The sequence below is a fragment of the Archangium sp. genome (genome assembly GCF_036388035.1).
In the GTDB taxonomy this organism is placed as follows: domain Bacteria; phylum Myxococcota; class Myxococcia; order Myxococcales; family Myxococcaceae; genus Archangium.
This window is the reverse complement of the sequence record NZ_DASVSO010000198.1, coordinates 1-23,389: the sequence shown is the minus strand read 5'-3', so window position 1 is coordinate 23,389 and position 23,389 is coordinate 1. Positions and strand designations below refer to the sequence as shown.

At 68.8% G+C, this 23,389-nt stretch carries 22 protein-coding genes and 1 tRNA gene; 8 read left to right on the top strand and 15 right to left on the bottom strand.

The features are described 5' to 3' along the window. The 10 genes from VF697_RS08825 to VF697_RS08780 all read right to left on the bottom strand — a co-directional run. Positions 1–200 (bottom strand): transcription termination/antitermination NusG family protein (locus tag VF697_RS08825; RefSeq protein ID WP_331093219.1); only part of this gene is annotated, 200 nt, incomplete at its 3' end. After that, on the bottom strand, positions 200–643 hold the full coding sequence (gene secE, locus VF697_RS08820) for a preprotein translocase subunit SecE (protein ID WP_331093217.1): 444 nt from the start codon (positions 641–643) through the stop codon (positions 200–202). The genes secE and VF697_RS08825, both read right to left, overlap by 1 nt. Before the next feature lie 86 nt (positions 644–729). Next, positions 730–805, bottom strand: a tRNA-Trp gene (locus VF697_RS08815). Between the two features lie 27 nt (positions 806–832). Further along, complete coding sequence (rpmG, locus tag VF697_RS08810; RefSeq protein ID WP_331093215.1) at positions 833–997, bottom strand: 50S ribosomal protein L33; 165 nt, start codon at positions 995–997, stop codon at positions 833–835. Positions 998–1,092: 95 nt separating this feature from the next. Further along, the gene (gene tuf / locus VF697_RS08805) at positions 1,093–2,283 is read right to left on the bottom strand and encodes an elongation factor Tu (protein ID WP_331093213.1); all 1,191 of its coding nucleotides are present in this window, start codon (positions 2,281–2,283) and stop codon (positions 1,093–1,095) included. A gap of 117 nt (positions 2,284–2,400) precedes the next feature. Further along, complete coding sequence (gene fusA / locus VF697_RS08800) at positions 2,401–4,476, bottom strand: elongation factor G (protein ID WP_331093211.1); 2,076 nt, start codon at positions 4,474–4,476, stop codon at positions 2,401–2,403. Positions 4,477–4,614: 138 nt separating this feature from the next. Beyond that, positions 4,615–5,085 (bottom strand): 30S ribosomal protein S7, encoded by a 471-nt coding sequence (gene rpsG / locus VF697_RS08795; RefSeq protein WP_309895005.1) that lies wholly within the window; start codon positions 5,083–5,085, stop codon positions 4,615–4,617. A gap of 140 nt (positions 5,086–5,225) precedes the next feature. After that, the gene (rpsL, locus tag VF697_RS08790; RefSeq protein ID WP_331093207.1) at positions 5,226–5,597 is read right to left on the bottom strand and encodes a 30S ribosomal protein S12; all 372 of its coding nucleotides are present in this window, start codon (positions 5,595–5,597) and stop codon (positions 5,226–5,228) included. A 207-nt stretch (positions 5,598–5,804) separates the two neighbouring features. Then, positions 5,805–6,320, bottom strand: a complete 516-nt coding sequence (rimI, locus tag VF697_RS08785; RefSeq protein ID WP_331093205.1) for a ribosomal protein S18-alanine N-acetyltransferase — start codon at positions 6,318–6,320, stop codon at positions 5,805–5,807. Beyond that, positions 6,317–6,997, bottom strand: a complete 681-nt coding sequence (locus VF697_RS08780) for a hypothetical protein (protein ID WP_414641262.1) — start codon at positions 6,995–6,997, stop codon at positions 6,317–6,319. The genes rimI and VF697_RS08780 overlap by 4 nt, the downstream gene beginning before the upstream one ends. Before the next feature lie 150 nt (positions 6,998–7,147). Between VF697_RS08780 and VF697_RS08775 the strand changes: the two genes are divergently transcribed. The 5 genes from VF697_RS08775 to VF697_RS08755 all read left to right on the top strand — a co-directional run bounded on the left by VF697_RS08775 (position 7,148) and on the right by VF697_RS08755 (position 15,511). Next, positions 7,148–8,332 carry a J domain-containing protein gene (locus VF697_RS08775; RefSeq protein WP_331093201.1) on the top strand — a complete coding sequence of 395 codons (1,185 nt, stop codon included), beginning with the start codon at positions 7,148–7,150 and terminating at the stop codon, positions 8,330–8,332. Positions 8,333–8,434: 102 nt separating this feature from the next. Next, a complete protein-coding gene (locus VF697_RS08770; protein ID WP_331093199.1) occupies positions 8,435–9,163 on the top strand; it encodes a HEAT repeat domain-containing protein in 729 nt (242 codons plus the stop codon). Positions 9,164–9,447: 284 nt separating this feature from the next. Beyond that, entirely contained in the window at positions 9,448–11,133 is a 1,686-nt protein-coding gene (locus VF697_RS08765; protein ID WP_331093197.1) for a hybrid sensor histidine kinase/response regulator, read from the top strand. A 78-nt stretch (positions 11,134–11,211) separates the two neighbouring features. Next, positions 11,212–12,930 (top strand): arginine--tRNA ligase, encoded by a 1,719-nt coding sequence (gene argS, locus VF697_RS08760; protein WP_331093195.1) that lies wholly within the window; start codon positions 11,212–11,214, stop codon positions 12,928–12,930. Between the two features lie 31 nt (positions 12,931–12,961). After that, positions 12,962–15,511: a 1-acyl-sn-glycerol-3-phosphate acyltransferase gene (locus VF697_RS08755; protein WP_331093194.1), complete on the top strand. Its 2,550-nt coding sequence runs from the start codon at positions 12,962–12,964 to the stop codon at positions 15,509–15,511. A 39-nt stretch (positions 15,512–15,550) separates the two neighbouring features. On the opposite strand, the gene VF697_RS08750 is transcribed toward VF697_RS08755, so the two are convergent. Genes VF697_RS08750 through VF697_RS08740 form a run of 3 tightly spaced genes read right to left on the bottom strand, consistent with a single transcriptional unit; the run spans position 15,551 to position 18,563 of the window. Further along, a complete protein-coding gene (locus VF697_RS08750) occupies positions 15,551–15,979 on the bottom strand; it encodes an Ig-like domain-containing protein (RefSeq protein WP_331093192.1) in 429 nt (142 codons plus the stop codon). Then, complete coding sequence (locus VF697_RS08745) at positions 15,979–17,154, bottom strand: cytochrome c3 family protein (protein WP_331093190.1); 1,176 nt, start codon at positions 17,152–17,154, stop codon at positions 15,979–15,981. The genes VF697_RS08750 and VF697_RS08745 overlap by 1 nt, the downstream gene beginning before the upstream one ends. Then, a complete protein-coding gene (locus VF697_RS08740) occupies positions 17,154–18,563 on the bottom strand; it encodes a hypothetical protein (protein ID WP_414641261.1) in 1,410 nt (469 codons plus the stop codon). The genes VF697_RS08745 and VF697_RS08740 overlap by 1 nt, the downstream gene beginning before the upstream one ends. 109 nt (positions 18,564–18,672) lie before the next feature. Here VF697_RS08740 and VF697_RS08735 point away from each other — a divergent pair, with 109 nt between their 5' ends. Genes VF697_RS08735 through VF697_RS08725 form a run of 3 tightly spaced genes read left to right on the top strand, consistent with a single transcriptional unit; the run spans position 18,673 to position 21,040 of the window. Beyond that, positions 18,673–19,821 carry a type II CAAX prenyl endopeptidase Rce1 family protein gene (locus VF697_RS08735; protein ID WP_414641260.1) on the top strand — a complete coding sequence of 383 codons (1,149 nt, stop codon included), beginning with the start codon at positions 18,673–18,675 and terminating at the stop codon, positions 19,819–19,821. 51 nt (positions 19,822–19,872) lie between these two features. Further along, positions 19,873–20,655 carry a HipA family kinase gene (locus tag VF697_RS08730; RefSeq protein ID WP_331093184.1) on the top strand — a complete coding sequence of 261 codons (783 nt, stop codon included), beginning with the start codon at positions 19,873–19,875 and terminating at the stop codon, positions 20,653–20,655. Then, positions 20,636–21,040 carry a DUF3037 domain-containing protein gene (locus VF697_RS08725; RefSeq protein ID WP_331093182.1) on the top strand — a complete coding sequence of 135 codons (405 nt, stop codon included), beginning with the start codon at positions 20,636–20,638 and terminating at the stop codon, positions 21,038–21,040. The genes VF697_RS08730 and VF697_RS08725 overlap by 20 nt, the downstream gene beginning before the upstream one ends. 1 nt (position 21,041) lies before the next feature. Here VF697_RS08725 and VF697_RS08720 read toward each other — a convergent pair whose 3' ends face one another. Beyond that, positions 21,042–21,257 carry a DUF5818 domain-containing protein gene (locus VF697_RS08720; RefSeq protein WP_331093180.1) on the bottom strand — a complete coding sequence of 72 codons (216 nt, stop codon included), beginning with the start codon at positions 21,255–21,257 and terminating at the stop codon, positions 21,042–21,044. Continuing rightward, positions 21,254–23,122 carry a S8 family serine peptidase gene (locus VF697_RS08715; RefSeq protein ID WP_331093177.1) on the bottom strand — a complete coding sequence of 623 codons (1,869 nt, stop codon included), beginning with the start codon at positions 23,120–23,122 and terminating at the stop codon, positions 21,254–21,256. The genes VF697_RS08720 and VF697_RS08715 overlap by 4 nt, the downstream gene beginning before the upstream one ends. Positions 23,123–23,389 lie beyond the last annotated feature (267 nt).

The following is a 23,389-nucleotide window of genomic DNA, read 5'->3' as shown; positions in this document are numbered from 1 at the left end:
ACGAAGATGTAGCCCGGGAAGAACTTACGCTTGGACGTCCTCTTCTCGCCCTTCACCATCTCGACGACCTGCTCCATCGGGATGAGGATTTCTCCGAACAGGTCCTGCAGACCCTCGAGGCGGATCTTCTCCTCGAGGCTCTTCTTCGCCTGGTTCTCGAAGTTCGAGTAGGTGTGGACCACGTACCATTTCATCGCCATTACAGCTTCCCCCAGATGGCGGGTATCCACTCAACCATAAGGTTGTAGGCGAGGGTGTCGATGAAGAAGAGCAGGACGGCCGCCACCACGGAGGCGACGATGACCGCCACGGTCGACGCCTTGGTCTCCGCCCAGGAAGGCCAGGTGACCTTCATCAGCTCGGAGGCGACCTCCAGCGAGAGGCCGTGCGTCTTGGGGTGCAGGTAGGCACCCACCACGAGACCCGCGGCCAACAGGAAGCCCACCAGGGTGGAGACCTGCCAGTCGACGCCCTCGATGACGGTGGGATCGCTCCACCCCGCCCGAGCCCAGATGAGGCCGCAGACGTGCTCCAGGAAGAGCGCGAAGATGAGACCCGCGATGAGGTAGAAGATGACGACGAGCCGCTTCGGGTCCATCCCCGAACGGTTCGCCTGCTGGCTGGCCTCGGATGCCGCTGCCATGGTTCCTCGCTGACTGAGCGCTACCTGGTACTGAAAACACAGGGACCCCCGGTACGTGGGTACCGGGGGTCCCTGCAACTAACAACTGGCAGGCCAGGAGGGATTCGAACCCCCAACACGCGGATTTGGAGACCGCTGCTCTACCGTTGGAGCTACTGGCCTAAAGAACACCGGACCACAACAACTGAACTAGACCTTACCTTCCTTATGGACGGTATGCTTCCGGTCGCGGGGGCAGTACTTGCTCAGCTCGAGCTTGTCCTGGCTCTTCCGCTTGTTCTTCGTCGTGTAGTAGTTCCGCTCCTTGCACTGCGTGCACTCGAGCGAAATGATGCTGCGATTACCTCTGGGCATGGCTTGACTCGATAGGCACGAGGGGAAAGCTGCTTAGCACAGCTCCCCCTCGGGGTTAACCACTAGCTGGGGCGGGCCCGAAGCCCGCCAGCCAACTAGGCGATGATCTCGGCCACGACGCCGGCGCCCACGGTACGGCCACCCTCGCGAACAGCGAAGCGCAGTTCCTTCTCCATGGCCACGGGGGTGATGAGCTCCACCTCGATGGCGATGTTGTCGCCCGGCATCACCATCTCGACGTTGTCGGGCAGCTTCACCGTGCCCGTCACGTCCGTGGTGCGGAAGTAGAACTGCGGGCGGTAGCCCTTGAAGAACGGAGTGTGGCGGCCACCCTCCTCCTTCGACAGCACGTAGATCTGGGCCTTGAACTTCGTGTGCGGCGTGATGCTGCCCGGCTTGGACAGAACCTGGCCGCGCTCGAGGTCCTCACGCTTCAGACCACGCACCAGCGCGCCGATGTTGTCGCCCGCCCGGCCCTCGTCCAGCAGCTTGCGGAACATCTCCACGCCCGTGACGACCGTCTTCTGCGTCGGACGCAGACCGACGACCTCGACTTCCTCGCCCACCTTGATGATGCCGCGCTCCACGCGGCCGGTGGCCACCGTGCCACGGCCGGCGATGGAGAACACGTCCTCCACCGGCATCAGGAAGGGCTTGTCGGTGGCGCGCACCGGGGTGGGGATGTAGCTGTCCACCGCCTCCATCAGCTTGAGGATGGACTGCTCGCCGATCTCCGAGGTGTCCCCCTCGAGCGCCTTGAGGGCCGAGCCCGGGACGATGGGGATGGAGTCGCCGGGGAAGTCGTACTTCTTGAGCAGGTCGCGGACTTCCATCTCCACGAGCTCACGCAGCTCGGGGTCGTCCAGCATGTCGACCTTGTTCAGGAAGACCACGATGTAGGGGACGCCGACCTGGCGGGCGAGCAGGATGTGCTCGCGCGTCTGGGGCATCGGACCGTCGGCGGCCGACACCACGAGGATGGCGCCGTCCATCTGCGCCGCGCCCGTGATCATGTTCTTCACGTAGTCGGCGTGACCGGGGCAGTCCACGTGCGCGTAGTGACGGTTCTTCGTCTTGTACTCCACGTGCGCCGTGGAGATGGTGATACCGCGCTCGCGCTCCTCGGGGGCCTTGTCGATCTGGTCGTACGCGAGGAAGGTCGCGCCGCCCGTCTTCGCCAGCACCTTGGTGATGGCCGCCGTGAGGGACGTCTTGCCGTGGTCAACGTGACCGATGGTGCCGATGTTGACGTGGGGCAAACTTCTGTCGAACTTTTCCTTACTCATCGCTGCTCCTCACGAAGCCGGCTTGCCGGCGAATCGGGGAAAGGTGCTGCGTCCTGCTCCAAACCTGCACAAACGTCAACCTAAATCGCTCGCTCCCTCTCCAAGAAGGCGGAGCGATCACCGGTTCAGCACGTCCTTTGGTGCGGGCGCGTAGTGGCTGAACCGCATGGTGTAGGTGGCTCTTCCCTGGCTGCGGCTGCGCAGGTCGGTCGAGTACCCAAACATCTTGGCGAGCGGCACCTGCGCGTGGATGGCCTGCACGCCGCCCGGCCTGGGGTCCATCCCCAGGATCTTCCCTCGGCGGCCATTCAGGTCGCCGATGACGTCGCCCATGAAGTCATCCGGGGTGACGATCTCGCAGTCCATGATGGGCTCGAGGAGCACGGGGTCCGCCGTGCGCACGGCGTCCCGGAAGGCCATGGAGCCGGCGATCTTGAAGGCCATCTCGTTCGAGTCCACGTCGTGCATGGATCCGTCGTAGGCCTCGACCTTCACGTCCAGCATCGGGTAGCCCGCGATGGGGCCGCTCTGCATGGCCTCGGAGACGCCCTGCTTCACCGCGTCCACGAACTCCTTCGTCACCACCCCGCCGACCACCTTGTCCTCGAAGACGAAGCCGCCACCCGGCTCGTTGGGCGCCACCCGCAGGTTGATGTGGCCGTACATGCCCTTGCCACCCGTCTGGCGGATGTACTTGCCCTCGGTCTGCACCGGCTTGGTGATCGTCTCGCGGTAGGCCACCTGGGGCTTGCCCACGTTGGCGTCGACCTTGAACTCGCGCAGGAGCCGGTCGACGATGATCTCCAGGTGCAACTCGCCCATGCCGGCGATGAGTGTCTGCCCCGTCTCCTCGTTCGTCCTCACGCGGAACGACGGGTCCTCCATCGCCAGGCGCGCCAGGCTCGTGATGATCTTGTCCTGGTCCGCCGTGGACTTCGGCTCGATGGCCACGTCGATGACGGGCTCGGGGAACTCCATCCGCTCCAGGATGATGGGGTGCTTGTCGTCGCAGAGCGTGTCGCCCGTGGTGGCCAGCTTCAGGCCCACCACCGCGCAGATGTCACCGGCGTAGCACTCCTGGACCTCGTCCTTCTTGTCCGCGCGCATCTGCACCAGCCGGCTGATGCGCTCGCGCTTGCCCTTCACCGAGTTCCACGCCGCGCTCCCCGCCTCCAGCTTCCCGGAGTAGATGCGCAGGAACGTCAGCGTCTGGGACTGGAACGACGGGTCATTCATGATCTTGAAGACCAGGGCGCTGAAGGGCGCCTTGTCGTTCGTCTCGCGCGTCTCGTCCGCGCCCTTGGGGCTCTTGCCGTGCACCGGCGGCACTTCCAGCGGGTTGGGCAGGTAGTCCACCACCGCGTCCAGCAGCGGCTGCACGCCCTTGTGCTTGAAGGCCGAGCCACAGAACACGGGGAAGATCTTCAGCCCCAGGCACCCCTTGCGGATGGCGCCGCGGATCTCCTCCTCGGTGAGCTCCTTGCCCTCGAGGAACTTCTCGGTGAGCGCGTCGTCCTGCTCGGCGGCCGTCTCGACGAGCTCGCTCCGGGCCGCGTCGGCCTCCTCGCGGAACTCCTCGGGGATGTCCACCACGTCGAAGCGGCTGCCCTGCTCCGAGTCGTGGAAGACGAGGGCCTTCATCCGCACCAGGTCGATGACGCCGCGGTGCTTGTCCTCGCTGCCCAGCGGGAGCTGCAGGCGCACCGGACGCGCGCCCAGCTTCTCGCGGATGGTGCCCACGGACATCGCGTAGTCCGCGCCCACCCGGTCCATCTTGTTGATGAAGCAGATGCGGGGGACCTTGTACTTGTCCGCCTGCCGCCAGACCGTCTCGGACTGGGGCTCGACACCGTTCACCGCGTCGAAGACGGCAATGGCCCCGTCCAGCACGCGCAGCGAGCGCTCCACCTCGATGGTGAAGTCCACGTGGCCTGGCGTGTCGATGATGTTGATGCGGTACTTCTGATCGCTCCGGGTCCAGAAGGCGGTGATGGCGGCCGAGGTGATCGTGATGCCGCGCTCGCGCTCCTGCACCATCCAGTCCGTGGTCGTGGTGCCTTCATGCACCTCGCCCATCTTGTGGATGGCTCCCGTGTAGAACAGGATCCGTTCCGTGGTCGTGGTCTTGCCGGCATCGATGTGCGCCATGATGCCGATGTTGCGATAGCGCTCGAGCGGGTACTCGCGAGGCATTTTCCCTCAACCTCTCCAGAACGGGACGGGGCGAAAGCCCCCTCCAACCACGAATCAACGGAAACGGATGTCAAAGACCTGCAACACCCGGACGCGGGAGGCCGCATCCGGGTGTCGGGCACTTCAAGACGCCAAGAACTACCAGCGGTAGTGGGCGAAGGCCTTGTTGGCCTCGGCCATCTTGTGCGTGTCCTCGCGCTTCTTCACCGCGTTGCCGCGGTTGTTGGCGGCGTCCATGATCTCGCCGGCCAGCTTCTCCATCATCGTCTTCTCACCACGCGCCTTGGCGTAGGTGATGATCCAGCGCATGCCCAGGGCCACGCGGCGGTCCTGACGGACCTCGACGGGAACCTGGTAGGTGGCGCCACCGACGCGGCGGCTCTTCACCTCGAGCACCGGCTTGACGTTGTCCAAGGCCTTCTTGAAGGTCTTGAGGGGGTCCTCCTTCGCACGCTCTTCGATGACGGAGAAGGCGCCGTAGCACACCCGCTCGGCGATGGACTTGTTCCCCTTGCGCATCAGGTCGTTCACGAACTTCGTGACGAGACGGTCCTGGAACTTCGGATCGGGAAGGATCTTGCGCTTGGCTACTACGCGACGACGAGGCATTGCTTTCTGTCCCTTACGCCCCACTCCCATGCACCCGGGAGTCTTAGGAGGGGCTTCTGCTGCGTTTTCGAAATCAAGGCGCGCTCCCCAGGGTGCGGGGTAAGCGGCCTGAAACTAGAAGCGAAGGTGATCGACCCGAATCAGCTCGGGCGCTTGGCGCCGTACTTGGAACGGCTCTGCTTGCGGCCCGCCACGCCCACGGAGTCCAGCGTGCCGCGGATGATGTGGTAGCGAACGCCCGGGAGATCCTTCACACGGCCGCCGCGGATCATCACCACCGAGTGCTCCTGGAGGTTGTGACCCACGCCGGGGATGTACGAGGTGACCTCGATCCCGTTCGTCAGACGAACACGCGCGACCTTGCGGAGCGCCGAGTTCGGCTTCTTCGGAGTGGTGGTGTACACGCGGGTGCAGACACCACGCTTCTGAGGGCACTCCTTCAGAGCGGGGCTCTTGCCCTTGATGTTCAACTTCTCGCGGCCCCTGCGGACCAGCTGACTGATGGTTGGCACTGAGCTTCTCTTCCTTCCCGAATAACCCCGGGTGGGTGTCCCCGGGGGCGCATACAAACCTACAAAAGCGCTTGAAAAAGGGCCGCGAGTATAGGGAGGGGACACCCCATGTCAAGCACTGCCGGCCCACGGCATTGCAACCGGGGGCAGCATGGGGGTCCATTCCTACATTCGGACGGCAGGCTCGCTCCTCTACCCTCCCAGCCGCTAGAAGTCGAGGACCATCACGATCGCGTCCTCGGGAGCCTCACCCTCGCCCACATAGTAGTTCGGCCGCACGCCTACCTGGCGGAAGCCGAACGACTTGTAGAGCTGTATCGCAGGCTCGTTGCTCCGGCGCACTTCCAACGTCGCCAGGCAGCACTTGCGCGCTTGCCCCTCGGCCAGGGTGGCCTCCATCAGCCTGCGCCCCACCCCGCGCCGTCGGTGCTCCGGCGCCGTGGCCACGTTCAGCACATGGACCTCGTCGTGGACGATCCAGAAGATGGAGATGCCCAGCAAGCGGCGGCCTCCCTCCGGCAGCGGCTCCTCCAGGAGGAAGATGACGGACCAGTCGTGGTTCAGCTCGCGCTGCAGCAGCTCGAACGACCAGGGGTTGCGGAACGAGGCCTTCTCCAGCTCCATCACCGCCGGCAGGTCCTCGCGCGTCATCCGCCGGATCACGAAGGGCGTCCCCTCCCCCGCCCTCTCCATCGGACGGGGCTCCTCCCGCATCCGCCTCATGGTCGCGCCTCCCGCGCGAAGGGCGCCACCCGCCGTACCCGGGCGCTCTCCCGCACCTGCTTGAACGCATCCTTCGCGAGCTCGCCGTAGCGCTCCCGGACCAGCTTCTCCCGGAGGGCGTCCCGCACCGACTCGTACGGCCCCCCCACCGTCCCCTTGTGCTGCTCCCAGTACCGCCGCACGTCCGCCTCGCTCACCTGGGCCCGCAGCCGGATCCGGCTGTCCAAAATGCGCTCGGCCCGCACGCCCCGCTCCAGCACCGCGGTGAGTTGGTCCAGGTCCGCCTCGTGCCGGGCCAGGAAGGCCAGCAGTGCGGGCTCGCTCTCGAAGCGCTCACGGAACGCCTTCAGCCGCGCCTCCACCTCCGAGCGCTCCGCCTGGAAGGCCTGGAGCCGGTCCGCCCCCGCCACCAGCAGCCGCTGGTTGATGGCCAGCTCCAGCGCGTTGCGGAGCGTCTGCTCGTCGAGCCGCGCATCGGCCGCTCGCACGCCCCCTCGCTGGACGAGCGCCACCCGGCTCTCGAACTCCAGCTCGCTCAGGGTGAGCACCTGATTCTCGATGACGGCCACCACCCGATCCACCAGGCGACCCTCGGCCGCCGGGGCTTCCTGGGAGGGGGCCTCGGGAGCGGCCGTCCAAGCGGCAGCCACCGGCATCAGCGCGAGCCAGCCCACCACCCACCCGGTTCTCGCTCCTCGTCGGCGCGGTACGCCCATGCCCTCTCTCATCCTCCGGCCACTTTATACATCCGGAGCGAAGCTCACACGCCGTGCTGGCGATCGCCCCGTGGCAGGTTACGTTCTTGCAGTTGGAGGGCGGTAAACCCCATGGCGGACGACTACTACCAGATTCTCGGCGTGTCCCGGACGGCCTCAGCCGACGACATCAAGAAGGCCTTCCGCAAGCTCGCTCGGCAGTACCACCCGGACGTCAACCCGGGGAACAAGGCGGCCGAGGAGAAGTTCAAGCAGGTCAACTCGGCCTTCGAGGTCCTCTCGGACGAGAAGAAGCGCAAGCTCTACGACGAGTTCGGCGCGGAGGCCGCCAAGATCGGCTTCGACGAGAAGAAGGCCGAGCAGGTCCGGGCCTACAGGGCCGCTCAGTCGGCCGGTGGCGGCATGCCGTTCGGCGGTGGGGGCGGCGGTGGCGGTGGCGTCGACTTCGACCTGGGCGATCTCTTCGATCTCTTCAACCGCGCCGGCGCCGGCCAGGACGTCAGCGACATGTTCGGACGTGCTGGCGCCGGAGCCCGTCCCCCCAGTCCCGCCGGTCCCGCGGCGGGCGAGGACATCACCGCCACCCTCTCGCTCAGCTTCAAGGACGCGCTCTCCGGCGCCGAGCGCGCCATCTCCCTCCAGCGCCCCGGCCGCTGCCAGCGCTGCCAGGGCTCGGGTGAGGTGGGGACTCCAACCACCTGCGCCACCTGCGGCGGAACGGGCAGGGTGCGTCGCAGCGGCGCGCTCGGCATGTCCTCGAGCGGCATGTGCCCCGCCTGCCGCGGCACGGGCCGCACCGCGCCCCCCTGCACTTCCTGCCGGGGCTCGGGCGTGGTGGAGGAGACGACGCGCCTCACCGTGAAGATCCCCGCCGGCGTCCAGACGGGCTCGAAGATCCGGCTGTCCGGCCAGGGGGCGGCGGGCTCGCGGGGTGGCCCCCCGGGGGACCTCTACATCGAGACGATCGTGGCGGATCATCCCCTCGTGCGCCGCGAGGGCGACGATCTCTACATGGACCTGCCGGTGACGGTGAGCGAGGCCATGCTCGGCGCCGAGGTGCGCGTGCCCACCTTCCAGGGCGAGGTGACGGTGAAGGTGCCCGAGGGCTCCCAGTCCGGCCGCCGCATGCGGCTCCGGGGCCGGGGCGCTCCCTCCCTCAAGGGCGGGCCCACGGGAGACTTCTACCTCACCCTCCAGGTGAAGGTGCCCGAGCAGCCCTCCCAGGAGGCCCGCAAGGCCGCCGAGGCGCTCGCCCGGTCCTACCAGACAGATGTCCGGGGCGCGCTGCAGCTCTAAATCCACGGCCGGCCACTGGCCATCCAACCTTCTTGCGTTAGGTTGCGCCGCGTCCTACACGGCGCCCAAGAACTCGTATCCACTCGCGGAGCACTCTTCCTCATGGGCATCTTCGATTTCCTCGGCGGTGGTTCCGGCCCCGAGAAAGCCCTCAAGCTCAAGTCCAAGGTGACCCAGAAGTACGGGGACCCCACCACCCGCCAGAAGGCCCTCCAACAGCTCGGGGAGATGAAGTTCCCCGAGGCCGTCGGCGTCCTGCTGCAGCGCTACAACATCACCGTGGAGCCCCTCACCACGGACGCGGACGAGAAGGAGCTCGTCTTCGAGTTCATCAAGGGCTTCGGCAAGGACGCCATGGGCCCCGTCACCGACTTCCTGCGCAAGAACGAGGCGGCCACCTCCTGGGCCCTGCGCATCCTCGAGGCGCTCGTGCCCCAGCCCGAGGTCACCACCATCGCCGTGGACATGCTCGCCGAGCTCAGCGGCAAGTACATGCGCAACTCCGAGAAGCTGGTGGTCCTGCTCCACTACGTCACCGGCAAGGCCGACCCGCGCATCGCCCCCACGGTGCTGCCCTACCTCGAGGACATGTCGGACGAGGTGAAGCTCGCCGCCCTCAAGGCCCTCGGCCCCCTGAAGTACGAGCCGGCGCGCGAGCCCATCCTCAAGCTCCTCGCCAACAAGGAGATCGCCCGCCGCGTGCAGACGGCCGCCCTCGGGGCGCTCCAGGAGAGCGGCTTCGGCGTCCAGGGCTACCGCGAGAACGTGGAGGCCGCCATGGCCGAGCCCTACTTCCTCGACGGCAACGGCCTGGTGCAGCGCCGCGCCTGAGCCTCCCAGGTCGTGTGTGACGCCCCGTCCGTCCCCTCTCCCACGGAGAGAGGGCCTCGGGGCGCGGGAGCCCTCCAGAACCCAGCGGGTCAGGTCCCTTGCTCCCTCCCTGTGTCATCCACCGGACAGGGCAATTGTCCTGCGGGCGCCCCTGTTGGGGGGAGGTGCCGGGTTTGGTTTCCAGCCCGGCCCCGAGTGACGCAGGATCGGCTCCGAGAGGCGCACGCGTCGCTCCCCATGTGGACGGGCTCCAGCGCGCCGCCCCCTGTTGCCGAGGTCGCTCCGTGCCGAAGAAAAAGGTTCCGCATCTGGCTGAGGTCGTCACCCTCCGTCCCGAGGTGAAGAAGCCCACCCGGCGCACCGTCAAGCCCCAGCCTCCCCTGGAGACCGAGGCCGCCGAGCGCGCCCTGGTGGAGATGTCCCAGCACATCTCCTCCAGCGCCGGCCCCACCGAGGCCCTCCGCTCGCAACTGCAGATCATCCACGGCCTCATGCAGGCCAAGGCCTGCTACGTGGCGCGCTTCGAGCCCTCGCGCAACCAGCTCCACGTGGAGCACGTGCGCGGCCGCTACGACGATCGCATCACCGCCGCCACCCCCGAGCAGGGCCTGGTGGGCCGCGCCTTCGCCGAGAAGGCCATCCTGCGCGATGAGGAGACCGTCGCCGTGCCGCTCGACAGCCCCCAGGGCGTCAGCGGCGTGCTCGCCATCCTCGCCCCGCGCCGGCAGGTCTCCGACTCCATGCTCTCGGCGCTCGCCGGCCAGCTCTCCGCCTCCTACGAGGTGGCCCGCCTGCGCGACGACAGCGCCCGGCGCAACAAGGACCTGCAGACGGCCATCGCCGGCCTCAAGGCCCTGGAGCAGAGCCGCGACGAGCTGCTCGGCAACGTCTCGCACGACCTGAAGAACCCCCTCACCACCATCAAGGCCTACCTGGCCATGATGGGCCGCGAGAAGCTCGGGGGCCTCTCGGATCCCCAGCGCCGCGCGGTGCAGGTGTGCGACCGCAGCGCCGACCGCATGCTGCGCATGGTGAATGATCTGCTGCTCATGTCCCGCCTCCAGGCCGGGAAGATGCAGCTCAACCAGCGCCCCTTCGGCCTCAAGTCCGTGGCCGAGGAGGTCATCCGCACCCTCACCCCCGTGGCCGAGCAGGCCAAGGTGCAGCTCACCCTGCCCGCCTCCGGCGAGGTCTTCGTCCGGGGTGATCGCGAGCGCATCGCCGAGGCCATCCAGAACCTCGTGGAGGCCGGCATCCACCGCTGCGAGGCCGATGACACCGTGGAGCTGCGCGTCTCCGTCGAGGACGGGCTCGCCCTGCTCACCGTGAAGGACAGCGGGCCGGGCCTCGGCAACGAGGATCTCGAGCACGTCTTCGATCCCTTCCACCGGCCCGATGGCGGCACCCGCGGGCAGGGCCGCAGCCTCGGCCTGCCCCTGGTGGCCAAGATCATGGCGCTCCACGGCGGCCGCGTGGAGGCCTCCAGCACCCTGGGCGAGGGCACCTCCTTCCAGCTGGTGCTGCCCATGTTCGCCGGCGCCGTCAGCGCCCCGGACGCGGCCCAGGCCGGTCCTCGCGCCGGTGGCATCCTCCTGGTCGAGGACGACGCGGACTGCCGCGAGGTGCTCCAGCAGGTGCTCGAGCAGGAGGGCTACCGGGTGATGTCCACCTCGGGCGCCGCCGAGGCGCGCTCCATCCTCTCGCACATCCGCCCGGCCATGGTGCTGTTGGACCTGCGGCTGAGCGAGGAGGACGGGCGCTCCGTGCTGCGCTTCATCCGCGGCAACGAGTCGCTCGCGGACGTGGCCGTCTACATCATCTCCGGCGCCAGCGACGTCTCCACCCTCGGCGCCGGCCAGGGTCTGGACCGTATCGACGGATTTTTCGAGAAGCCACTGCAACTGCCCCGGCTGCTGGACACCGTGGCCGCCGTGGTCCGTCCGAGCCGCCGCAACCCGGCCGTGACCTGAAAGGCCGCTCCGACTCGATGCGTTGACAGAAGGTGCGCGGAATACGTCGCGGCTTGGCTTAGTATCCGCGCCGATCCAATGACTCCTTCCGTCTACACCCGCTATCGGACCGCTTTCGTCGAGGCGCTCGCCCAGTCCCTGGGCGTGCCCGCCTCCGAGATCGACTCGCAGGTCAAGCCGGCCGACCCGGCCCACGGCGACCTGTCCTTCCCCACCTTCCCCCTGGCCAAGGCCCAGAAGAAGGCGCCGCCGGCCATCGCCGCCGCGCTCGCCCAGGGCCTGAAGGTCCCCGGCCTGGAGGTGGTGGCCGCCGGCCCCTACGTCAACGCGAAGTTCGCGGCCATGCCCTTCACCGCCGAGGTCATCGACACGGCGCGCTCGCAGGGCGTGCGCTACGGCGGCGGCGACGTGGGTGCCGGCAAGACGGTGGTCATCGACTACTCCTCGCCCAACATCGCCAAGCCCATCGCCTTCCACCACATCCGCTCGACGGTGATCGGCCACGGCATGGCCAACCTGCACCGGGCGCTCGGCTACAAGGTCGAGGGCATCAACTACCTGGGCGACTGGGGCAAGCAGTTCGGCCTCGTGGCCGTGGGCTTCCAGGAGTACGGGGACCCGGCGCGCCGCACGGAGATGGCCCACCTGGTGGAGGTGTACGTCAAGGCCAACAAGCGCGCGGAGGCGGAGCCCGCCTTCGACGAGCGCGCCCGTGACTTCTTCCGCCGCATGGAGGCCGGGGAGCCCGAGGCGCTCGCGCTGTGGAAGGAGTTCCGCGAGACGTCCCTGCGCGACTTCGAGCGCATCTACGCCCGGCTCGGCGTCAAGTTCGAGCACATGGAGGGCGAGAGCTTCTACCAGGGCAAGATGGACCCGGTGATCGACGAGATCGCCCGCAGGCCCGGCGTCAAGGACTCCGAGGGCGCCACCATCGTGGACCTGCCCTACGCGGAGAACGAGCCGCCGGTGCTGCTCAAGAAGAACGACGGCAGCACGCTCTACGCCACGAGGGATCTCGCGGCGGCCATCGACCGGCACGAGCGCTTCCACTTCGAGAAGTCGCTCTACGTGGTGGCCACCGACCAGTCGCTGCACTTCCGGCAGCTCTTCCGGGTGCTCGAGGCCATGGGCCGCGAGTGGTCCAAGCGGATGACGCACGTCAACTTCGGCCGTGTGCACGGCATGAGCACGCGCAAGGGCACGGTGGTGCTCCTCAACGACGTGCTGGACGAGGCGAAGTCCCGCGCCCTGGAGAAGGTGCAGGAGAACATCCAGGCGGGGAAGATGCAGACGGACGATCCGGAGAAGCTCGCCGAGCAGATCGGCCTGGGTGCCATCGTCTTCGGCGACCTGAAGAACCGCCGGGCCACCGACTACACCTTCGATTGGGACGACGTCCTCGCCTTCGAGGGTCATACCGGCCCGTACCTCCAGTACGCCCACGCGCGGACCAGAAATGTCCTGCGCAAGGGGGGCGGGGCTCCGGCCTCGTATGAGGCGTCGCTGCTCACCCTGCCCGAGGAGCAGGCGGTGCTGCGCGCCATCGCCCGGCTTCCGGTGGTGGTCCAGGAGGCGGCCGAGCAGCTCGAGCCGAGCTTCGTGGCGCGGTGGCTGCTGGACCTGGCCGCCGAGTTCAGCCGCTACTACACGCTGGGCAACCAGGATCGCAGCAAGCGGGTGCTCGTGGAGGACAACGAGCCCTTGAAGGCGGCGCGGTTGGCACTGACGGATGCGACGCGGGCGGCCCTGGCGGCCGGCTTGTCGCTGCTCGGCATCGCTACTCCTGAGAACATGTAACGAGGCACTCGTGGAAAAAGGGGGGCAGCACGTGGACACCTCATTGATTCAGGCCGCCAGTCCCAACGAGGCACTGAAGGAAGAGTTCGGCCCCATCTCCCGGGTGCTCGGACAGCGTTACTTCGATGGGATCCGCTTCCCCGCCGAGGCGGAGGACGAGCTGCGCTCGCTCCACGCCAAGGGCTTCGTGGTGCACGTCATGCGCACCACGGCGTGGATCAACTTCCTCTACCTCGCCTGGGCCATGGTGCGCCGGGCCCTGCCCCCCGTGCGGGCGGTGGTGAACCTGCGGCCCTGGTTCACCCGCCCCTTCCGCCAGACGGCGCAGCGGGGCGACTTCGACGTGCGCTTCACCTACGCCCGGCGCCAGGCCGGCAGCGGCCTCATCTTCCTCAGGAAGACGGCCCTGCTGAGCGCCGCGGGCAAGGACATCGAGGAGAACCCCTTCCCCTCCCTGGTGGCCATGGCGCGCAAGAGCGACCGCACCGTCTACCTGGTGCCGGAGCTCTTCGTCTGGGAGAAGCGCACCTCCCGCATCAAGCCGAGCCTCCTGGACCACGTCTTCGGCAGCCCGGACGCCCCCGGCTTCGTGCACTCGATGGTGGCCTTCTTCCGCAACTACCGCCGCGCGCAGTTCCGCGTGGGCGAGCCCATCGACCTCAAGCGCTTCATCGAGGAGAACGCCGAGGACTCGGACGAGGTCATCGCGCGCAAGGTGCGCAGCGCCCTCAACCACCACCTCGCCCGTGAGACGCGTGCCGTCTTCGGGCCGCCGGTGAAGTCCACCGACCGCATCATCGACGAGACGATGCGGGACCGGACCCTGCGCAAGTCGCTGGACGCGGTGGCCGCCGAGAGCAACCGCCGCACCGAGAGCGTGCTGCGCCAGTCCCGGCGCAACCTGGACGCCATCGCCGCCAAGCCCAGCCCCACGACGCTGGCCTTCGTCGCCCCGGTGCTGGCGTGGGTGTTCAACCGCATCTACGACGGCATCGAGGTGGACGAGGCGGGACTCAACCGGGCCCTGAAGGCCGCCAGCAAGGCCCCCCTGGTGCTGTGCCCCTCGCACAAGAGCCACGTGGACTACCTGGTGATGAGCTGGATCCTCTGGAACCGCGGCTACGCGGTGCCACTGGTGGCCGCGGGCGCCAACCTCTCCTTCTGGCCGCTCGGGCCCATCCTCCGCCGCTGCGGTGCCTTCTTCCTGCGCCGCTCCTTCAAGGACGACAAGGTGTACGCCGCGTCCTTCAAGTCCTACGTGAAGAAGCTCGTGCACGACGGCGTGCACCAGGAGTTCTTCCCCGAGGGCGGCCGCTCGCGCACCGGCAAGCTGCTGCAGCCCAAGCTGGGCATGTTCACCTGGCAGGTGGAGGCCGTGCTCGAGGGCGCGCGCAATGATCTGCTCTTCGTGCCCGTGTCCATCGACTACGAGAAGGTGGTCGAGGGCGGCAGCTACTCGAAGGAGCTGGCTGGCGGCGAGAAGAAGCCGGAGGACCTCAAGGCCCTGCTGAGCACCCCCAAGGTGCTGGCCGCGCGCTACGGCCGCATCCACCTCACCTTCGACGAGCCCCAGTCGCTCGTGGAGCTGATGAAGAGCCGCGGGCTCAACCCGGGCCAGCCCATCTCGGACGAGCAGAAGAAGGGCCTGGTCCGGGCACTGGGCAACCGGATGATGTACGGCATCAGCAAGGTGTCCACGGTGACGCCGCACGCGCTGGTGAGCGCGGCCCTGCTGTCCCACCGCCGGCGCGGCATGACGAGCCGCGAGCTGACGGATCGCATCACCATCCTGCGCCGCATCGCCGAGGAGGAGAACGCTCCCCTCTCCAAGACGATGGTGAACTCGCCGAGCAACCCCGAGGCCATGGGTCCCATCCAGGACGCCATGCGCACGTTCTGCTCCGACGAGATGGTGCGCACCCAGACGGCGCGCGGCGAGGTCATCTACCACGCCGAGGACAACCGCCGCGGCGAGATGTCCTTCTACAAGAACACGCTGATGAACCTGGTGGCGGCGCGCAGCCTCGTGGCCAACGCGCTGCTCGTGGGGGCGCCAGCGTCATTTGACGAGGTGAAGGCCCGGGCCCTGTGGCTGTCCCGGCTCTTCAAGGTGGAGTTCATCTACCGGGTGGGCGCGAGCTTCGACACCATCTTCACGGAGGTGGTGGAGCGGCTGGTGCGGATGGGACTGATGCTGCACCAGGGAGACACCCTCAGCGTGGCTCCCGAGCCGCACGCGCGCCCCGAGCTGGAGTTCCTGTCGGACCTGCTGCGCGACTACCTGGAGGCCTACCTGATCGCCACCCTGACGCTGCAGGAGGTGCCCACGGGCGCGGCGCAGGACCGGAAGTCCTTCGTGAAGCAGGCGCTGGAGCTGGGCCGGGCCGAGTACCTCTCGGGGCGCATCACCGCGGCCGAGTCCCTCGCCAAGGTGACGCTGGAGAACGCGGTGACGTACATGCTGGACCAGCGCTACCTCGTCGAGGAGGACAAGAAGCTGAAGCTGGGGCCCACGGCGCCCGACGTGGCGGCGGCCAAGCAGTTCGCCGAGGAGATCCGCCGCTACCTGCGCCACCAGTGAGCCACCTCCCCTCTCCCCTCCTCGGGGAGAGGGCGGGCTTCACGGCGCTGTACGGAAGGGCACCCGGACCTCGCGCGGGAGCGCATTGCCCTCGAAGTCCGTCAGCGAGGTGCGCATCACCAGCGTGTAGGCCGTGCCCGGCTCGAAGGCCCCCGCCTCTGCGCTCACGGTGACGGTGTAGGGCACGTCCCCGCGCTCGATGTCCTCGTCCACGTCGGGCGGCACCGTCAGCACGAGGGGCACCTCCGCCCGGCCCTCGAAGACGGCGATGCCCGGGCGCAGCGTGCGCGCGTCCATCGTCTCGGAGAAGAGAATTCGCAGCGTGCCGTCCAAGGGCAGCGTGCCTCCAGCGCCCGGCTCGGTGGACACCACCTCGGGGGGAGCCGTGTCGCGCGCGGCGAGGAACGGATCGCCCGGCTCCAGGCACGCGGCGCTCCCCAGCAGGCCCACGAGCAACAACCGGCGCATCAGCGACACCCCTTCTGCGCCAGGCTCGTCTCGGTGTGGCACTTGAGGCAGGGCCTGTCGTTGGCCGCCGCCAGCCGCTTGCACGCCACGCCGAACCCATCCGGGTGCGGGTTCACCTGCCGGCGCTCCGAGCGCGCCGAGTGGCAGCTCATGCAGGACTCCTCGCGGTGGCAGGACACGCACGACTGGAGGTCTCGCGAGGCCATGACACCGTGGTGCTGGGGCCCCGGCACCTCGACCCAGGTGTTGTAGTCCGGGTGGATCTTCACGTTGCGCGGGCGCAGCGAGCGATCCGCGTCCATCCCCACCCCCGTGCGCTCGTGGCACGCGGCACAGAAGGACTGCATGCGGTGGCAGCTCGAGCAGCGCGTGGAGTCCTGCCGCGCCTGCACCGGGTGCAGCGTGAGGTAGTCGTTGGGGTGCACCGACAGCGGCTTCTGCAGGGCGTCGTGGCACGTCTGGCAGTAGGACTCCGCGTGGCACGACAGGCACGTCTGCCGATCCACCGAGGCCCGGCTGCCGTGGTTGAACTCGTACCGGGGCCCGTGGTCCATCCCCAGCGGGTTGCCCTGCATCGGCCGCAGCACCCCCGAGGGGAACGTGAGCTGCAACCGCCCCGAGGCCTGCGTCGGGTGGCAGGTGCCGCACGCCTTGGAGGCCACGTTGCCGTCATGGCACTCGAAGCAGGTGGCCATCTTCGGCAGCTGCTGCCGCGAGGCGAGCTGCACGTCCGTCATGGCGCCATGGCACGTCGTGCACGGCACCTTCTTGTCCACGTGCACCTTGTGGCTGAAGAGCAGGTTGGCGGTCGGCACGTCCACCTTCGCTGGCGCCAGGCGCACCGTGGGATCGAACCCCGGGTGGCACGTGCCGCAGCTCGCCGCCGGGTCCGTCTTCTCACCCTTCCGCGCCGCCTCGATGTCGTGGCAGGACTCGCACTCCTCGTGGCCCGGGAGGTTGCGGTCCTTCACCGAGCCACTCGCACGCGCCGCGTCGTGGCAGGTGACGCACTCGGCGCCCGCCTCCAGGTGCTGCTTGTGGTCGAAGCGCAGCGGGATGTGCTGGGCCGGGTAGACGGCGAGGCTGCGCTCGCGCCCCGTGGCCGCCCAGGTGATTCCAGCCGCCACGAAGGACAGGACGAGCAGCCCCAGGGCTGTGCGGTACCGGCGGTCCATTACAGGCTCGCCTTCAGGTCGAAGAGGAAGAACACCTTGGAGTCCCAGCGGGTGAACGGGTTCACGTTCTGCTCGAGCACCAGGGACACGCGCGCCGCTCGGGTCAGCACCTGGCTGGCCCACACCTGCGCGCCGAAGAACTCGCCCGCCAGCAGCGGGTTGAACGCGTCATCGATGCGCGCCACGGAGAGCCGCCCATCCAGGCTGAAGCGCCCCTCACCGAAGCCATAGCCGGCGGTGAGGTCCGTCCAGAGCTGCGAGCCCCCGAAGCCCCGCCGGTACGACACGTCCAGCGCCGAGCGGAAGCGGCCCCACCGCAGCGCCGCGCCCGCCGAGCCTCCCGCGGTGGAGGACGGGGGCCCCCCGGGCTCCCGCGCCGCCTCCGCCAGCCGCAGGCTGCTGTTGAGCTCCGTGTGGTACAGGCTCGCCACGCCCTGCGCGTAGTAGCGCAGCGGGCCTCGCGGGAAGAAGTCCACGCGCACCCGTGCCTCGTCCCTCGGGGCGAAGGCGAACCAGTACCAGATGGAGTCCGCGGAGAAGACAGGTGAGAGCCGCAGCGCCTCGCCGCTCACCGCCAGCCGCTCCCCATCCCACCGCACCTGCGCCCGGGCCTGCGCGAGCCGCATCCGCAACAGGTCGAAGTCCACCCCCGCCACCGCGCCCAGCCCGAGCCCCCGCCCATAGCGGGCCTCCAGCGTCGCGCGCTCGAGGTCCGTCTTCCCCAGCACCAGCGCCCGGCGATAGCCCAGCGCGGCGGACACGCCCTTCAGGTCCTCCAGCAGCAGCTTCGCGCCGTACACCGGCTCGGGGGCCGTCAGCGTCGGGTCCGCCCCGGGCACGCCCTGCTCGAGCCGCCGCTCATCGCTCTCCCGCGTCCCCTCGGGCTGGTACACCGACGAGGCCAGGAACCCCGCCCCCTTCACCCACAGCCCCCCGTACGCCTCGGCCCCGAGCCCCAGCCGGCTCACGTAGCGCACCCGCGCTCCATCGAAGACCAGGAGGTCCGACACGTCTCCGTAGACCTGCCGCCCCAGCCGCCCCTCGAAGCCCTTCCCCCCGTACCGGACGAAGGCGTAGAGCAGGTCCGCCTCCTCCGAGCGGAGCCCATCCACCTTCGCCGCCTCGCCGCGCGGCAGGCCGAAGTCCGCGAAGAGACGCAGGCTGGACTCGAAGCCCACGTCCTGCCCGGTGACGAGCTCGTACCCGGTGAGCCCCAGGTACTGGACGATGCGCCGGCGCGGCAGCAGCACCGGCTCCTCGGGAGACGCGCCCCTCCAGGCGCGGATCTGGTACACCTGCGCCTCGGTGCGAGCCTCGAGCTGGAACGCGGACGCGGACGCCGTCCCCGCCGCCAGCAGCACCACGCACGGGCCCGCCCCTCGGAGAACAAGTCGCCCCACGGTCTGCATCCAGCCTGGTGTTCGTCGCGGGAAGCGCATCAAAGTCCGGGCATTATAGGAGCGCCTCACTCCAGCGCCTCGTGTTTCGAACGCCCCTCCTCGCAGCCGGAGAACGCCGGTGGAAGAAGTCACCCCCAGCCCCCCTCGGACCTCCTGGGTCGACCCCCGTACCGTGGCCGTGGTCGCCACGGGCGTCGTCTTCATGGCCTTCCTGGTGGTCGGGCTCGCGGTGCAGCCCTTCAACGTGGCCTTCGGCATCTGGTTCACCGAGATCTTCGTGTTCTTCGGCCTGGGCTGGTACGTGCTGCGCATCACCGAGAGGGAGCCGGTGCGCTACACGGGCCTGTCCGTCCCGAGCCTCGCACCGGCTGCTTTCGGGTTCATCCTGGGCGTGGTCAACTTCTTCGCCATCGTCGCGCCCGTGCAGTACGTCTCCCAGTCGGTGCTCCCCAAGTCGTGGCAGCAGATCTACGACATGGCGAGCATCTTCCGCGGGCAGACGCCGGTGGAGCTGGCCCTCATCGTGGCGAGCGTGAGCCTCGGGGCCCCGGTGTGCGAGGAGTTCTTCTTCCGGGGCATCTTGTTCCAGGGGCTGAAGGCACCGGGAGGCCGCTCCCACCACGCGCTCGTCATCTCCGCGGTCGTCTTCAGCCTCTTCCACCTGGATCCAGTGGGCTTCCTCGCGCGCATGGAGCTGGGCCTCCTGTTCGGCTGGCTGCTGCTGCGCACCGGCTCGCTGTGGCCGGGCATCCTCGCGCACGCGGCCAACAACATCGTGTCCACGGTGCTGTTCTTCGTCGCCAAGGACATCGAGTCCCCGCAGACCCCCAGCTCGCGGGAGTTGCTGGCCCTCTTGATGATCGCGCTCGTGGGCAATGGAGTGCTCTGGGGGTTGCTGGCCGGGGCGCGCCACTTCCCGAACCTGCTCGGGGGCCCTCCCCGCCCGGAAGTCCTGGAGGCCCCGGAGGGACCGGTCCGGGTGGAACCTCTTCCCAACCTCCTGCGGCGGGCGACCCCCTGGATGTTCGCCGCGGCGCTGTCGCTGGGGGCCTACGTGCTCCTGGACACGCGCGGCATCCAGCTGAGCAAGATCGACCAGCAATACCAGCTGTCCCCCGTGCCCAAGGACGCACCGGACGCACTGCACGCCGAGCGCGAGGCCCTGTACCAGCTCCGGCTGCGCGCCCGCCGGGGCGAGGTGCCGATCGAGGCGTACGTCCAGGAGCGAGCGAGACAGTCCCGACAGAAGAGGCGCGATGTTCCCTGAGGGGGGCTGTCCCCTCTTGCCCGGGAAGAGGGCCGGAATGAGGATGGACGCGTGAGAACAATCACCGCGACACGCTACGTGACACCGCTGCGCGAGGGGGGCTCGCTGCCGGCCATCGTCGAGGCGGAGGACTCGGGCCTGTACGTCCTGAAGTTCCGGGGGGCGGGCCAGGGAACTAAGGCGCTCGTCGCCGAGATCATCTCGGGCGAGCTGGCGCGGGCGCTGGGCCTGCGGGTACCGGAGCTGGTGCTGGTGGAGCTGGATCCGGTCCTGGGCCGCGCCGAGCCGGACGGAGAGATTCGCGATCTGCTCAAGGCGAGCGCGGGGCTCAACCTGGGCATGGACTACCTGCCGGGCTCCATCACCTTCGACCCGACGGTGGGCCCGGCACCGGAGGCGGCGGAGGCCTCGGCCATCGTGTGCTTCGACGCCTACGTGACGAACGTGGACCGCACGCCGAAGAACCCGAACCTCTTGAGCTGGCACAAGAACCTGTGGCTCATCGACCACGGCGCGTCCCTGTACTTCCACCACGCGTGGGACGACTACCTGGAGCGCAGCCAGAGCCGCTTCCCGGCGATCAAGGATCACGTGCTGCTGCCCTGGGCCTCGGCGCTGCCCGAGGCGGAGGCGAGCCTGCGCCAGCGGCTGACGGCGGACCTCATCCACCACGCCGTCGGGTGCGTCCCGGAGAGCTGGCTGGGAGCCGGAGCCGAGCCCCGCTTCGCCACGGCGGCGGAGCACCGGGCGGCCTATGCCGAGTACCTGCTGAAGCGCCTGGAGGCGGCGCCGGCGTTCCTCGAGGAGGCGCGGCGTGCCCGGACCCAGCTTTGATTACGCCGTCGTGCGCGTCGTCCCGCGCGTGGATCGCGAGGAGTTCATCAACGCGGGCGTCATCCTCTACTGCCTCACCCGCCGCTACCTGGAGGCCCGGGTGGAGCTGGACGAGCGGCGCCTGCTGGCGCTCGCGCCGGACGCTGACGTGGAGCTGATCCGGAGCCACCTGGAGTCCATCCCGCGCATCTGCACGGGGGGCAAGGCGGCGGGGCCCATCGGACAGCTGCCGCAGAAGGAGCGCTTCCACTGGTTGGTGGCGCCCCGCAGCACGATGATCCAGACGGGCCCCGTCCACACGGGGCTGTGCGAGGACCCGACGAAGTCCCTCGAGCACCTGCTGCAACGGATGGTGCGGCCCCCCACGGGAGGGCCGCACCGCTGACTCAGAGGAAAGTGTAGGAGGCCACGGTGAAGACGGGGCCCACCATGGCGGCGGTCAGCATGTCGCGGGCCACGTCACCGTGGACCTCCACGCGCTGGCCGTCCTTCTTGAGCTTCCGGTCTCCTCCGGCGAGCTGGTAGGTGCGCCCGTCGTCACCTTCCAGCACCCAGACGCCCGTCTCGATGTCGAGGAACACCACGCGGCCGGTCAGCTTCATACCGCCGTCTCCTTGCGCAGCATGGCCCGCGCGATGATGAGGCAGATGAAGGTATTGACCACCAGCCAGGGCATGGCGAGGAACGAGAAGGGCAGCCACGCCAGCGCGGGCGCCTTGGCCCAGGCGGCGTAGGCGAGGAAGCCCGCGAAGCCCAGCGACAGCCCGCCGATGGCCCCGCGCAGCCCCTGGAACTTGATGGCCAGGAAGGACAGCAGCAGGGGGATGAGGGCGCTGTAGAAGAGCGGGTTGGCCATCTTGCCCCGGCCGAAGATGATGCGCTGCCAGTCGGGGATGGGGAGGTAGGCGGCGTCCACCACGTCCCCCGCCACGCCCGAGGCCCCACCGAACCACGAGCGCGCGAAGAACACGCCCACCGTGGCCAGCAGCAGCGGCACGAAGAAGCTCGGACGGAAGAGGACGTTGAAGTAGCCCGGACGCTCGCGCCCGCGCATCGTCAGCAGCACGAACGCCAGCAGGGCCAGGGCCCACCACAGCGACGGCCAGCGCGAGGCTCCACCCCCGAGCGCCGCGAGCGAGGCCTCGGCGTTCAGCAGCCCATGCCCGTACTCCTCCGTCCAGGCCTGGCCGCCCACCCGCTTCGCGCCCGCGTAGAGGGCCTTCTCCACCTCGTCCGGCCCCTTGGCGCCCTCGGCGTACAGCAGCGCCGCCACGGCCGCCACGTGCGGGGTGGCCATGCTCGTGCCCTGGTAGGCGGCATAGACGGAGCGCGAGACATCGCGCGGGTCGATGGTGTTCTGCAGGATGCCGCCCGCGTCGCCCTGGCGCTTGTCACCACCCGGGGCCGCGATGTCCAGCTCCTTGCCATAGGACGAGTACGGGGCGCGCGTGCCACCCGGGCCCACCGCCGCCACCGCCACCGCGCCCGGGTAGGCCGCCGGGAACTCCACCCGCGCGCGCCCGGCGTTGCCCGCGGCCGCCACCACCGTGACGCCCTTCTTCCGGGCGTACTCCACGGCGTCCGCCATCACCTTCGAGTGGCCCCCGCCACCCAGGGACATGTTGATGACCTTGGCGCCCTTGTCCGCCGCGAAGCGGATGGCGTCGGCGATGTCCGCCGACGTGCCGGAGCCGAAGTGGTTCAGCACCTTCACCGGCATCAGCGTCGCCTCGAAGGCCACGCCCGCCACGCCCTGGCCGTTGTTGGTCGCCTGGGCGATGGTGCCCGCCACGTGCGTGCCGTGCCCGTGGTCGTCATTGGCGTGCTCGTCGTCGTTGACGAAGTCGTAGCCCGTCTTGAACTTCGCCCCCTTGAGGTCCGGCACCTGCTTGAAGTCGTCGTGGTCCTCGTAGGCGATGCCCGTGTCCAGCACCGCCACCACCACGCCCTTGCCCCGGCTCTCCTCCCAGGCCTTCGGCATGTGGATCATCCGGAGGTTCCACTGCTTGGGGTACTCCGGATCATTCGGGGTGTAGCCGTCCTTGCTGGGCGCCTCGCTGGGGGCCTCGAGGTCGGACGCGGCCGCCTCCGCGGGCGGCACCGAGTACGTCATCAACGGCTCGGCGGACTCGACGGCCGGGTTCTGGCGGATGCGCGCGAGCACCGCGTCCAGGTCCCCCACGCCCCGGGCGATCGTCACGCCCGACTGCTGGCCCTCCACGGAGTTGAACTCGAGGTCCACCCCCCAGGCGGACTCCCAGGCATCGAACTCGGCCTTGGTGGTGCCGTCCTTGAAGTCCACGACGATGCCGCCGGGCTCCTCCTCGGCCACGTCCCGCCGCGAGGGCTCCACGACCGGCGTCTCCTTCGCCTCGGAGCCGTCCGAATCCGAGCGGGACGCACAGGCCCCCGCCGTCACCGTCAGGGCCAGCGCCACCAGGGCCAGGGTCAATCGCTTCATGGGCATGGGTGCTCCTTATGACGACCCATACGAACGAACGGCGGAACGATTGGGTCTGAATCGAGTCTGGTCGACACCCCTCCCGGGGGGCAAGTTCCCTCCGGGACGAGGAATCTTCGTGAATTCAACGGGTTACACGGCATCGGTCACTTGCCCGACAGCAGCTTGAGCCACGCGCGGACGGCTTTTCCCACCAGGGGAAGCGCGTGGTGGAAATTGGCCCCGGCCCCTTCCACCACCTCCAGGGTGCCCCCCGCCTCGTCCACGGCCCGG

Bases quoted from the DNA above. Each gene is read 5' to 3' on its own strand.
- VF697_RS08770 (WP_331093199.1), top strand. From the start codon at position 8,435: ATGGGCATCTTCGATTTCCTCGGCGGTGGTTCCGGCCCCGAGAAAGCC.
- VF697_RS08715 (WP_331093177.1), bottom strand. From the start codon at position 23,122: ATGCCCATGAAGCGATTGACCCTGGCCCTGGTGGCGCTGGCCCTGACG.
- tuf (WP_331093213.1), bottom strand. From the start codon at position 2,283: ATGAGTAAGGAAAAGTTCGACAGAAGTTTGCCCCACGTCAACATCGGC.
- VF697_RS08775 (WP_331093201.1), top strand. From the start codon at position 7,148: ATGGCGGACGACTACTACCAGATTCTCGGCGTGTCCCGGACGGCCTCA.
- rpmG (WP_331093215.1), bottom strand. From the start codon at position 997: ATGCCCAGAGGTAATCGCAGCATCATTTCGCTCGAGTGCACGCAGTGC.
- fusA (WP_331093211.1), bottom strand. From the start codon at position 4,476: ATGCCTCGCGAGTACCCGCTCGAGCGCTATCGCAACATCGGCATCATG.
- argS (WP_331093195.1), top strand. From the start codon at position 11,212: ATGACTCCTTCCGTCTACACCCGCTATCGGACCGCTTTCGTCGAGGCG.
- VF697_RS08750 (WP_331093192.1), bottom strand. From the start codon at position 15,979: ATGCGCCGGTTGTTGCTCGTGGGCCTGCTGGGGAGCGCCGCGTGCCTG.
- secE (WP_331093217.1), bottom strand. From the start codon at position 643: ATGGCAGCGGCATCCGAGGCCAGCCAGCAGGCGAACCGTTCGGGGATG.
- VF697_RS08745 (WP_331093190.1), bottom strand. From the start codon at position 17,154: ATGGACCGCCGGTACCGCACAGCCCTGGGGCTGCTCGTCCTGTCCTTC.
- VF697_RS08740 (WP_414641261.1), bottom strand. From the start codon at position 18,563: ATGCAGACCGTGGGGCGACTTGTTCTCCGAGGGGCGGGCCCGTGCGTG.
- rpsG (WP_309895005.1), bottom strand. From the start codon at position 5,085: ATGCCTCGTCGTCGCGTAGTAGCCAAGCGCAAGATCCTTCCCGATCCG.
- VF697_RS08720 (WP_331093180.1), bottom strand. From the start codon at position 21,257: ATGAAGCTGACCGGCCGCGTGGTGTTCCTCGACATCGAGACGGGCGTC.
- rimI (WP_331093205.1), bottom strand. From the start codon at position 6,320: ATGAGGCGGATGCGGGAGGAGCCCCGTCCGATGGAGAGGGCGGGGGAG.